The organism is Candidatus Cyrtobacter comes (assembly GCF_034470605.1).
GTDB classification, from domain to species: domain Bacteria; phylum Pseudomonadota; class Alphaproteobacteria; order Rickettsiales; family Midichloriaceae; genus Cyrtobacter; species Cyrtobacter comes.
On the sequence record NZ_JARGYT010000037.1, the window covers coordinates 1 to 11,325 of the forward strand.

An 11,325-nucleotide genomic window follows, 5' to 3' on the forward strand; every position below is an offset into this window, starting at 1 on the left:
TTCGCTAAACTCAAAGAAAATCGACGCTTAGCATTACGATTTGAGAAATCCGATCTCTCTTTCCTTGCCTTTATAGCTTTAGCATCTATTAAATACAACCTTTGTTAACAGTGCCTATATTCAGCACAGAAGAGGTATTCTGTATTGATTTACTTAATTGATTAATTCCTGTACTCATAAAAAACTAAACTAATTAATAAAACTAATTGCCACTGTAATTAAGTATTACAGGCTCGGTATTTTTATAACCGCGGACCATGCCGCTACCTAATCTGCCATATACCTTACTTTTTGATCTCTCTTTAGCTATATTATTTACCGCAGAAGCAAAAACAGAATATGCGCCATATAATATATCTACATTATTATAATTAGAGCTGGCTTTTTTTAATATCTGAGACATTAGTGTGTTGATTTTTGGCATGCTAGCATCGCTCTTATTTAGGAATTTCACTTCCGCTAATATTGATGTTAGCTTGTATTGTTTTTCTCTTTGAAGATTGTTCAAAACGTCAAATTTTCCTTCTGTTATCAATTTTTCCTCCATCTCCAACAGCTTTAAAAGATAGGAAAGCTTAAGCTCAAATTCTAAATTATTCATCTTCTTATCTCTAAAGAACCGTGTAATGCACCAGCTTTTTGTATACCTATAAGTATGGTTATAAGATCATGTACCTTTACCTTCAACAAATTTAAGTTATTGACCAAATCTGAAAGATCTGCAGATTCATTTAGCATAGAAAAACCAACACCTGGCTCGTTTTCTTCTTCTTTGTTAGCACTTAGTATAGAAGATAAAAGATCATTATCTCCAACTCTTATAACCATATTAGCGTGAGATATAGCCACCTTTCCAATTTTTACAGATTCACCTATGATAACTGTGCCAGTGCCCTCATCTATTATTACTTTTGCTGTCATATTTGGCTCTACTGTAAGATTTTCTATATCAGACAAAAAATCCATCACATTATTCTCCATCTTATAAGCAAGTGGTATATCGACTTTAACTGTACCTGGATCATATGCTGAGGCAAATTTTCCTCTCATTTGCATATTTATCGCTGCGGCTATACTACGCGCCGTACCAATATCAGGATTTCTTAATGCAAGCTTAATTTCATTTATATCATTGAGCGAAAATTCGATCTCTTTTTCAACAATAGCTCCCTCTGTTATATAGCCGGAAGTTTTTGAGTGATTGGGATCTGTAGCCGTGCCTATATTCACAGGGCCTTGAGCAAGTGCATATATATTACCATCTGCTCCAAATAAAGGAGTAGCAGTTAATATACCGCCTTTAAGGCTTCTTGCATCGCCAATAGTGCTTACATTAATGTAAAGTTTATTACCACTCCTTGCAAATGATGGTAAGCTTCCTGTAACTGCAACGGCAGCTATATTTCTACTTCTGATTTTATCACCTTTGGTATTGAGGCCGAGCTTTTCAAGAAAATCCACTATCATTTTTTGAGTGAATACTGCATTATTTGGATTATCACCAGTGCCCTCTAATCCAACCACTATGCCATAACCAAGTAGCGCATTTTCTCTGATGCTTTCGAAAAAGACTATATCCTTCAGTCTAGCAGGTACGCCAAAAACAACATTCAGTGGAAAGCATAACGCCACCAATATAGAGAGTAAACGTCTTATCAAGCAATTTATACCAATATCTGGACAATTAATAAGTAAGGCTATGTTAGATTTAAATTATTGTAAATATTTATAAAATTTTAATGCAGGGTATATCTTTAGTTTCTATTAATCATGCCATGCTAGTAATACTTTAATGAAATTAGAGAAATTTTCATTTGTTGTATTATAACATTTGATTTAAATAGACTGTAAAACTAGCTGATTGGTATATGGGATGAGCTCTTTTAAGTATAGAACAATATTATTTTTAATAATATTGCCGATAAGTCTATATATATCTTTTGGAAGTATATTTAGTGATTATTTTTCTGAAGTTCCGGAATATATACGCCCTAAACGTCTTAATTTAGGGTTAGATCTTCAGGGAGGGGCATCTATAATGTTGGAAGGTGATACAGAGAAATACAAAAATTCTATAATAAACCAGAAACTTTCAAATTTATGGATTTCAATAGAAAAAGATGCGCTAGAGATTTCAAAAAATATATTAGATGATGGTTCTATCGCAATTTCTTTTAGGGTAGAAGATAATGATTTGTTAATTAAGAAATTTAAAGAATTAGATAGTATATTTGATTATTCGTTTAGTCTTAATACTGCGCTAATAACTGTTGATAAATCCAAAGTAGCCAAGCTTATTGAGAACGTTGTAAAGAGAAGTGTTGAGATAGTAAGGCATAGAGTAGATTCAAAAGGTACGAAAGAGATTGAGGTTCAGCAAAAAGGGGAGAGTGGTATACTAATACAGGTACCTGGGGCAAAAGATCCATCTGAAGTTAAGGGGCTTGTTGGTAAAACTGCAAAACTCTCATTTCATAAAGTTGTACGTATTGCTAGGTTTGATGAGACTGAAATTGGTTTTGATGAAGATTGCTTAATATTAGATTGGGATAAATCTAAAAAAGTTATCTTTAAAAAACGTCCATTAATGACTGGTGAGGAATTGGAGAATGCTTTCGTATCTATTAATGAAATAGGTATACCAATAGTCAATTTTGAACTAAATAAGTTTGGCGCCAAGCGTTTTGCGGAAATTTCTTCTAAAAACATAGGGAATTCTATAGCTATTGTATTAGACAATAAGGTACTTAATATACCGGTTATAAGAGAATCAATTACAGGTGGATCTGGGTCTATATCTGGTAATTTTGATATGAAAAAAGCGAATGAATTGGCGCTTTTACTTAAGGCTGGTGCATTACCTATGCAGTTAAATGTTGTTGAGGAAAGAACTGTTGGTCCTGGGCTTGGTACATATTCTATAGAGCATGGGGTAATTTCTGCAAAAATGAGTTGTGCTATAATAACGCTGATAATGATTCTATTTTACAGATTTTTTGGGTTTATTGCTGTAATTGGGTTATTTTTTAATCTAACTTTATTAATTTCGGTATTTTCCATATTTGGTATTACGTTAACATTGCCTGGTATAGCGGGAATAGTGCTAACCACAGGAATGGCGGTAGATGCTAACGTTCTTATATATGAGAGAATTAAGGAAGAGCTTAGAAATGGAACATCATATATAAAAGCCATAGAAAGCGGTTATAAATCTGCGATTATAACGATTACCGATTCGAATGTGACTACTGTAATCTCTAGCATTATTCTTTATATTTTTTCATATGGGCCAGTAAGGGGATTTTCTATATGTTTGATAGTGGGTATAGTATGCTCTATGATTACGGCAGTATTCCTTACAAAATTTTTCATTGAGTTTTTTTATTCCTTTCTGCAAAGACGTACTAATTAACAAGCCTAAGTTGCATAAAGTTGTATGTTAAAAGGTATTATATTGGATGCTGTATAGTAAATATCATAAGTGCTTCATGTTATAGCAATAACATGAAGCGTACAGTGAATTATCATAATTATGGTAGCCGTTATTACTTTTATAACTTTTCTAAAAATTCATCTAGCATGATCAGCGCAGCGATTGAATCATCTTTTTGATTGCGTTCTCTTCTATTCATCCCCTCTAATCTAAGAATAGAATCGGCAATAGTAGTGGTAAATGCCTCATTTACCAATAATCCTGGTATATTAAGGTTTGTACATATTTTTTTTGCACAATTTTTTATATAAAGAGCTGATTCAATTATCTCCTCTCCCATCATGCTTATTCCAATAATAAGAGCTTTTATATTTTCTTCTTTTAGTTTTTGTGAAATCGAATTAAGGGAGCAATTAACAAAACTTACTCTTGCCACAGATGCCTTAACTAATGTGTTACATATAGCAAAGCCAACCTTCTTTCTTCCGATGTCAAGTGCCGCTATTTTGCATGGGTGATTTTCTCTTATATATTTTATAAGTTTTTCTCTTTCGTTTGGATAAAACAGGTCCATATGAACTTGATAATAAATAGATACTAAAGTATCATCTCTGCTTTTTAAACCATTTTATCCCTCTCATGCAAGCCACTTTTGATGTCGCTGTAGTTGGTGGCGGCCATGCTGGTTGTGAAGCTGCGGCCGCAGCAGCAAGATTAGGAGCCAAGGTATGCCTTGTTACTATGTCATTTTCTAACATTGGGCAAATGTCATGTAATCCTTCCATAGGTGGTGTGGCGAAGGGGATTATTGTAAAAGAGATAGATGCTCTAGATGGTCTTATGGCTAGAGCGATAGATATGGCATGTATACATTATAAAACCCTTAATGATAGTAAGGGGCCGGCTGTATGGGGGCCGCGAGCTCAGGCAGATAGAGAGCTTTATGCAGATGCGATGCAATCTTTAATAGAATCATTTGCGGATATAAAGATAATAGAGGGGGAGGTAATTGATATAGATGTTGATAATGGTGAGGCAAGGGGGCTTAGATTAATTTCAGGGCAATATATAGCTGCAAAATCTATAGTTGTAACAACAGGTACATTTCTTTCCGGAAAGATCTTTGTTGGTTCTAAAGCCTCTGATGGCGGTAGGTATGGTGAAATATCTTCTACAAAATTACCCGAAAAACTTAGGGGATATGGAATCGAGACATTTAGGTTAAAAACTGGGACGCCTGCTAGAATAGAGAGAGATAGTATAAATTTTAATGAAGTTGAGGTCCAAAGCGGTGATGTAATACCGCAGCCATTTTCATATCTAAATGATAAAATAGATGTAAAGCAGATAGATTGTTATATCACACGCACTAACACTAGCACTCATGGTATCATAAAAGATAATATTGATCAGTCATCTATGTATTCCGGGATGATTTCTGGTATAGGTCCTAGATATTGCCCTTCTATAGAAGATAAAATTGTTAGGTTTTCTGGTAAAGAATCGCACCAAATCTTTTTAGAGCCCGAGGGTTTAAAAAGTAATATAATATATCCGAATGGGATCAGTACATCACTGCCTGCAGATATCCAGGATAGATTTATCAGAACTATTCCTGGCTTTGGTCATGCTAAGGTCATAAGATATGGATATGCTATAGAGTATGATTGCGTTTATTCAACATCGTTATTTCAGACTTTAGAATCTAAAAATATTAAATCATTATTTTTTGCCGGTCAAATCAATGGTACGACAGGATACGAAGAAGCGGCTGGGCAAGGCCTTGTTGCTGGAGCTAATGCAGTTTTAAAGCATTGTGGTAAGGAATTTGTGCTTTCTAGAGCTGAGGCATATATAGGCGTTATGATAGATGATTTGGTTTCTTTGGGTGTTAATGAACCTTATAGAATGATGACATCTAGAGCTGAATTTAGGATATCATTAAGACCTGATAATGCAGATGAAAGGCTTCACTCTCTTGGTATAGCTGTTGGCCTTATTTCCGAAAAAAGGAACAAGGTATTTCAAGAGATTCAAAATAATTTTAGCAGATTGGAATCTATATGTGCTGATGAGCGTTTTGATTCTGATTTGAAAAATCGTACGATATTAGAATTAATTCCAGATCCGAAATTTTCTATAACTCTACTATATAAGCATTTTAGTAATTCCTTATATAGTAAGATTGTTTTGCAGAAATTATATGCGAAGTATCTTTACAGAGTATATGAAGAAAGACAGCGTGTTGATATAGCTGCGTTGCAAGAAGATTCTAATTTAAAGATACCTTCTGATATTTCTTATAAAGAAGTGCCGTCTCTTTCATCTGAGGCCGTAGAGAGGCTTCAGTATTCTAAGCCAAAAAATATGAATGAACTAAAAAAGATTAAAGGATTAACGCCGGCCTCAATACTTATAGTTAAAAGGTATGTTAAAAAAAGATATTTACGAAAGGATTTGTAAAAATGTTTCACGTGAAACATTTGAGAAAATACTTTGTTATGAGAAATTATTAAATAAATGGAATGGTAAAATCAACCTTATCTCAAGAAAAATGAGCGAGGAAGAGATTTTAAAAAATCATATAGCTCAATCTATTGAATTATCAAAATTGATTCCAGGCAATATGAATATTCTGGATGTAGGTAGTGGAGCTGGGTTTCCTGGTATGATTTTAGCAATTCTTGGGTTTACTGTGTGTCTATCAGAAATAAATATTAAAAAGGCATCTTTTCTTAATTTTGTTAAAAGTGAATTAGAGGTAAATGTAACGGTTGAAAATTGCTGTGTTTCAAAGCTTCGTGGTAAGAATTTTAACTGTATTGTTTCAAGATCTGTAACTAACGTAAAAAATCTTTTAGAGTTAACAAAAGAGGCGGCTGCTAACGATGTGACATATATGGTTTATGCTCCGAAAGATACAAATTTTCGCGAAATAAAAAATAATTATGCAATATATATGTTGACCATAGGCAATGATTATGTGAATAATCGTAGTATTGCCATGCTAAAAAGTATAAATGCACATTAAGATCATATCTATTGCTAATCAAAAAGGTGGTGTAGGAAAGACTACCACTGCAATTAATCTATCTGCAGCACTTGCGATTGCAAAAAAGAACGTGCTTTTAATAGACTTGGACCCTCAAGGAAATGCAACTACTGGCTTAGGTGTTAAGCAAGAAGGGCAAGGTTCATATAACTTACTAATAGAAGAGGATGTGTTGCTACAAGATATATTAAAAGATACTCTTATAGATGGGTTAAAAATTATATCATCTAGTATAGATTTAGCTGGCGCAGAAGTAGAGCTTGTCAATTTACGAAACAAAGAATTTTTGTTAAAAAGCAAGCTAGAAAAATCTGATTTATCTAACTTGGACTATATAATTTTTGACTGCGCGCCCTCATTAGGTCTGCTTTCTATAAATGCGCTAGTTGCTTCTCATTCAGTTATAGCGCCGGTACAATGCGAATTCTTTGCCATGGAAGGTCTTGTTAGATTAATGAGGACTATATCAATGATACAAAGTTATGCTAATGAAGCATTATATATGGAGGGTATACTTTTAACAATGAGCGATAGAAGAAACAATCTTTCAAGGGCTATTGAAGAGGAAATAAGGGAAAATTTTGGGGAATTAGTTTACAAAACAGTTATACCGAGAAATATAAAGCTTTCAGAAGCTCCATCTCATGGTCAGCCAGCTCTTTTGTATGATACTAATTGCCTTGGTTCTGTCTCTTATGTAATGCTTGCAAAAGAAATATTAGATTTTAGTGATAATTGATGCGACTATGAAAAAAGGTGTATTGGGTAAAGGTCTTTCAGCTTTGTTACCGACTGCAGGTAATGGTAGTCAGATTTTGCGCATATCAGTTAATATGTTAAGGCCCAATCATGATCAACCAAGAAAAAAAATTGGCTTAAATGAAATAAAAGAACTTTCTAATTCTATAGCAGAGTATGGGGTTTTACAGCCAATAATTGTTAATCCGCAAGGAGATGGTAGGTATGAAATAGTATCAGGTGAAAGAAGGTGGAGGGCCGCAATAGCAGCGGGACTTAAAGAGATACCTGCGATACCAAAAAATTTAACAGAGAAAGAGATAAGCGAAATAGCTTTAATAGAAAATATACAAAGGGAAGATCTAAAGCCGCTAGAAGAAGCGCAGGCATATAATAACTTGATGACAAAATTTAATTATACACAAGAAGATCTAGCAACTAAGCTTTGTAAGAGTAGGAGCTATATAGCAAATATGTTAAGACTTTTAAAATTACCAGATTTTATCAAAGAAAAGCTTAACTCTGGAGAGATAACTGTAGGTCATGCACGGGCTATTCTTGCGAGTGATGATCCAGAATCACTAACTAAATCAGTAGTAGAGAATAATATGACCGTGAGGGAAGTAGAAAATAAAGTTAGTGGTAATAATATAAATAAGAAAAAAGATTTTATATTAACAAATGTTAAAAAGATACTTAGTAATAAGGCAAATATGGAGCAGTTTTTACCAAATGCAAAACTAAGTGTTATAAGTGATGGTGGAAAAACACTCTTTCTTATACTTTCTGAAAGTGATGATGAAACAAATATGATTAAAGATAAGATTGGCCTTATTAGGTCTTCCAATCAATGAAAATATCTGGAATAGATATTTTATACAGTTGAAGGAGATTTAATAAATTTAGTATTATAGGCTGCAGCAGTATTATTATATTTTCTTATAGTATGATTATTGTTGCCACTTCAGATACATTTGTATCTATGTTATCTAAGGTGATAGCTAAGTAATGTTTAAATTTTGTTTGAAAGTTGAGAATATTAGATAATATAAACTCACCTAAAGAGTTGAGGGACTTGAATCCAGAGGATCTTATTGAGTTATCGAAAGAGATCCGAGATGAAATTATTAGTATTGCGCTAGATCGTGGTGGGCATCTTGGTGCAAGTTTAGGCGTTGTTGAGCTTACGATAGCTATCCATTATATCTTTAATACTCCAGAAGATTTGTTAGTATGGGATATAGGCCATCAATCTTATCCTCATAAAATTTTAACACAAAGGCGTAATGCACTTAAAGATGTTAGGAAAAAGGGGCATATATCTGGTTTTTTGCGTAGAAGTGAAAGTATATACGATACTTTTGGAGCTGGGCACAGCTCAACCTCGATATCAGCGGCGCTTGGTATGGCTATTGCAAATAAGCTAAATAATAAAAAAGCAAATGTCATTAGTGTAATAGGTGATGGTGCTCTAAGCTCTGGAATGGCATATGAGGCAATAAATAATGTATCATTGCATGAGTTTAATGGAAAATTTCTTATTATCTTAAATGATAATAAGATGTCTATTTCGCCGGCTGTTGGTGCGTTGACTAGATATTTAACAAAATTAATAACTTCAGTCCCACTTTTAAAAATGCGAAATTTAGCAAAAGATTTCATAAAATTCATGCCAAATTCTCTTTCAGATTTTGCAAAAAAAGCAGAAAAACATGCGAAAAGTATTATTTCTGGTAATAATTTGTTTGAAGGGCTTGGGATGCATTATATTGGGCCGGTTGATGGGCATGATATTTATGCGTTACTTTCTGTTTTAGAGAATATAAAAAATAATACGTATATTACTAATCCTGTACTGTTACATATTATTACTGAAAAGGGTAGAGGTTTTATAGGGCATGTGGAATGTGATGAGATGTACCACACTATTTCTTCATTACATAAGAAAAAAAGTGATGCAGAATTGACTAGTATGAGTCAATTTTGTGTAGATACGTTAATAGATATAGCAAAAAATGATGACAGGGTAGTGGCAATAAGTGCGGCTATGCTTACTGGTACTTGCTTAAAAAGTATGAAAGAGATTTTTCCTGATAGAGTATTTGATACAGGCATAGCAGAGCAGCACGCTGTTACTTTTGCAGCTGGACTTGCTTCTCAAGGAATAAAGCCATTCGTTGATATATATTCAACCTTCTTACAAAGGGCATATGATCAGATAATACATGATGTAGCAATACAGTCTCTTCCAGTAAGGTTCTTAATAGATAGAGCTGGTTTCACTGGTGAGGATGGCCCTACACATGCTGGTATATTTGATATAGCCTTTCTATCAAATATACCAAATTTTGTTGTTATGGCCCCTAGCTCTCCTGAAGAACTTGCAATGATGATATTTACAGCATATTCATTAAATGATAGGCCATGTGCTATAAGATTTCCTAAATGCTCTGTTACTAAACAGAAATTAGAAAAACCTAAGCCCATACCTTTGGGGATTGGTAGGGTGATAATGCATGGGGTAAAGTTGGCGGTAATTTCACTTGGTACCAGGTTAGAATGTTGTATTGAGGCGGCTAAAATTTTAGAATCAGAGTATGGCGTTAGCATAACTATTGCAGATGCACGCTTTGCAAAACCAATTGATTATAAATTAATTGAAGATCTAGCGCGGAGTCATGAAGTACTCTTTACAGTAGAAGAGGGGGTTATTGGTGGGTTTGGGTCACATGTGGCTGAATTTTTAGGAAAAAGTGGTGTAAAAATAGATTTGGAGCAAATATTTATACCAGATAAATTTATTGAGCATCAGACTATCGAGGAAGCCTATAAAGAGGTTCGTATGTGTACTAATGGATTAGTGGACAGGTTTACAAAGAAAATAAAGGAATTTTATTCTATATAGGTGATTTGCGTTAACAAAATAATTTAATTTATATTCCTAGTAGTGGAAAAACTTCCGAATATATAATGGTGCCAGGTGTGTATGTAGATACTACGAAACTCCATATAAATGTTGATTATAGAACTTGTTTTGACACATTGTATAACAGTCCTGCATTCAAAAAGTGTATATCTAAATATTGGGGGCTAAATAGTATTATTAAGGTGGATGTGGATAAGTGCTACATTACACCGAAAATAGGTTTTAGTTGGTTCTGTTCTTATAAAATAGAGCTTTTATTGCAGCGGCCGCAATTTATAAAAGTAACAAATTCATCTTCTAATAAATTATATGATAATTGTGCTGTATTGCTAATATTAGCAGAGCTAAAAGATTATCTTCAACCAACGTTTCTGGTATTGCTGCTTTTATTTGTGTCTTAATTTGAAGTAAAAATTTCATAAGCTGGTACAAATGGTTATTTGGCATAAAGTGTGAATTTAAAACATTTATGTTTTGGTGTAATTTTATGAGTTGGGAAGAATATAAAGTGAATGATAGGTAACAAGATAATAGCTCTTTACAGGTGGTTACGGTAGCTGATTTACAGCAGATTCCAAACCACCAAAATGATACACTGGATATTGGTACGTTTACTGCTCTTACTACCTACTTAGATTATGCGATAAAAAGTAAGAGATTTTATAGTGCTGCTTTGAGAGTAATTTCTAAAGATAACGGAGATAAAATTATCGCTATTAGTTTAGTGCAATTAAGGCCTGATATAGGTGAAGCGGATTTTTATCAATCAAGTGAACAAAATACAGTCTGTTAGTTGAAAAGCAATAGATGTATATCATTATCAAGCAGTATAGCTAATCCGTTATAAAATGTCATGCTAATTTTGATAAAAATGATATAAATGCTATATAAAGAAAAAATGTCATATCCAATAGAATTTAGAAAGAAGCTAATGAAGTTAAATGAAGAAGGTATGACATATGAAGCCATTAGTTTCAGATATACTGTTTCAGATAGAACTTAGGTGGAAGAAAGAGCTAGACCCCCCAAAAAATAGAATAAGAGCTTGGAGTGTAATCAATAGAGAAGCATTGATTGAAGATAAACACCCTTCGGACTATTGCTATGAAAGAGCTATTAGATTAGGTGGTAGCAAGTCTGGCATACATGATGCAATAGGTCGTTTAGGAGTAAGCT

The 11,325-nt window shown here is 33.6% G+C and carries 12 protein-coding genes; 9 read left to right on the plus strand and 3 right to left on the minus strand.

Annotated elements, in window-relative coordinates:
- Window positions 1–202: 202 nt before the first annotated feature.
- Together Cyrtocomes_RS03325 and Cyrtocomes_RS03330 are read right to left on the minus strand one after the other, a co-directional pair.
- On the minus strand, window positions 203–601 hold the full coding sequence (locus Cyrtocomes_RS03325; protein WP_322497786.1) for a hypothetical protein: 399 nt from the start codon (window positions 599–601) through the stop codon (window positions 203–205).
- Complete coding sequence (locus tag Cyrtocomes_RS03330; protein ID WP_322497787.1) at window positions 598–1,632, minus strand: flagellar basal body P-ring protein FlgI; 1,035 nt, start codon at window positions 1,630–1,632, stop codon at window positions 598–600. The genes Cyrtocomes_RS03325 and Cyrtocomes_RS03330 overlap by 4 nt, the downstream gene beginning before the upstream one ends.
- 241 nt (window positions 1,633–1,873) lie before the next feature.
- Here Cyrtocomes_RS03330 and secD point away from each other — a divergent pair, with 241 nt between their 5' ends.
- Complete coding sequence (secD, locus tag Cyrtocomes_RS03335) at window positions 1,874–3,412, plus strand: protein translocase subunit SecD (RefSeq protein ID WP_322497788.1); 1,539 nt, start codon at window positions 1,874–1,876, stop codon at window positions 3,410–3,412.
- 139 nt (window positions 3,413–3,551) lie between these two features.
- Here the strand turns inward: secD and ruvX are convergent, their stop codons facing one another.
- Window positions 3,552–4,007 carry a Holliday junction resolvase RuvX gene (gene ruvX / locus Cyrtocomes_RS03340; RefSeq protein WP_322497789.1) on the minus strand — a complete coding sequence of 152 codons (456 nt, stop codon included), beginning with the start codon at window positions 4,005–4,007 and terminating at the stop codon, window positions 3,552–3,554.
- A gap of 65 nt (window positions 4,008–4,072) precedes the next feature.
- Between ruvX and mnmG the strand changes: the two genes are divergently transcribed.
- The 8 genes from mnmG to Cyrtocomes_RS03380 all read left to right on the plus strand — a co-directional run.
- Window positions 4,073–5,896, plus strand: a complete 1,824-nt coding sequence (mnmG, locus tag Cyrtocomes_RS03345; RefSeq protein ID WP_322497790.1) for a tRNA uridine-5-carboxymethylaminomethyl(34) synthesis enzyme MnmG — start codon at window positions 4,073–4,075, stop codon at window positions 5,894–5,896.
- Entirely contained in the window at window positions 5,862–6,464 is a 603-nt protein-coding gene (locus tag Cyrtocomes_RS03350) for a 16S rRNA (guanine(527)-N(7))-methyltransferase RsmG (protein WP_322497791.1), read from the plus strand. The genes mnmG and Cyrtocomes_RS03350 overlap by 35 nt, the downstream gene beginning before the upstream one ends.
- Window positions 6,454–7,224, plus strand: coding sequence for a ParA family protein (locus Cyrtocomes_RS03355; protein WP_322497792.1), 771 nt, complete (start codon window positions 6,454–6,456; stop codon window positions 7,222–7,224). Before Cyrtocomes_RS03350 ends, Cyrtocomes_RS03355 begins: the two co-directional genes overlap by 11 nt.
- A gap of 7 nt (window positions 7,225–7,231) precedes the next feature.
- A complete protein-coding gene (locus Cyrtocomes_RS03360) occupies window positions 7,232–8,077 on the plus strand; it encodes a ParB/RepB/Spo0J family partition protein (protein WP_322497793.1) in 846 nt (281 codons plus the stop codon).
- 176 nt (window positions 8,078–8,253) lie between these two features.
- Window positions 8,254–10,128, plus strand: coding sequence for a 1-deoxy-D-xylulose-5-phosphate synthase (gene dxs / locus Cyrtocomes_RS03365; protein ID WP_322497794.1), 1,875 nt, complete (start codon window positions 8,254–8,256; stop codon window positions 10,126–10,128).
- A gap of 77 nt (window positions 10,129–10,205) precedes the next feature.
- Complete coding sequence (locus Cyrtocomes_RS03370) at window positions 10,206–10,550, plus strand: hypothetical protein (RefSeq protein ID WP_322497795.1); 345 nt, start codon at window positions 10,206–10,208, stop codon at window positions 10,548–10,550.
- Between the two features lie 143 nt (window positions 10,551–10,693).
- Entirely contained in the window at window positions 10,694–10,942 is a 249-nt protein-coding gene (locus Cyrtocomes_RS03375) for a hypothetical protein (RefSeq protein ID WP_322497796.1), read from the plus strand.
- Window positions 10,943–11,108: 166 nt separating this feature from the next.
- The coding region (locus Cyrtocomes_RS03380) for a hypothetical protein (RefSeq protein ID WP_322497797.1) at window positions 11,109–11,325 on the plus strand (217 nt) is incomplete at its 3' end.

What these genes read in the sequence shown, in the direction of transcription:
- mnmG (WP_322497790.1), top strand. Translation starts at nt 4,073, where the DNA reads ATGCAAGCCACTTTTGATGTCGCTGTAGTTGGTGGCGGCCATGCTGGT.
- Cyrtocomes_RS03355 (WP_322497792.1), top strand. Translation starts at nt 6,454, where the DNA reads ATGCACATTAAGATCATATCTATTGCTAATCAAAAAGGTGGTGTAGGA.
- secD (WP_322497788.1), top strand. Translation starts at nt 1,874, where the DNA reads ATGAGCTCTTTTAAGTATAGAACAATATTATTTTTAATAATATTGCCG.
- Cyrtocomes_RS03350 (WP_322497791.1), top strand. Translation starts at nt 5,862, where the DNA reads ATGTTAAAAAAAGATATTTACGAAAGGATTTGTAAAAATGTTTCACGT.
- Cyrtocomes_RS03325 (WP_322497786.1), bottom strand. Translation starts at nt 601, where the DNA reads ATGAATAATTTAGAATTTGAGCTTAAGCTTTCCTATCTTTTAAAGCTG.
- ruvX (WP_322497789.1), bottom strand. Translation starts at nt 4,007, where the DNA reads ATGGACCTGTTTTATCCAAACGAAAGAGAAAAACTTATAAAATATATA.
- Cyrtocomes_RS03360 (WP_322497793.1), top strand. Translation starts at nt 7,232, where the DNA reads ATGAAAAAAGGTGTATTGGGTAAAGGTCTTTCAGCTTTGTTACCGACT.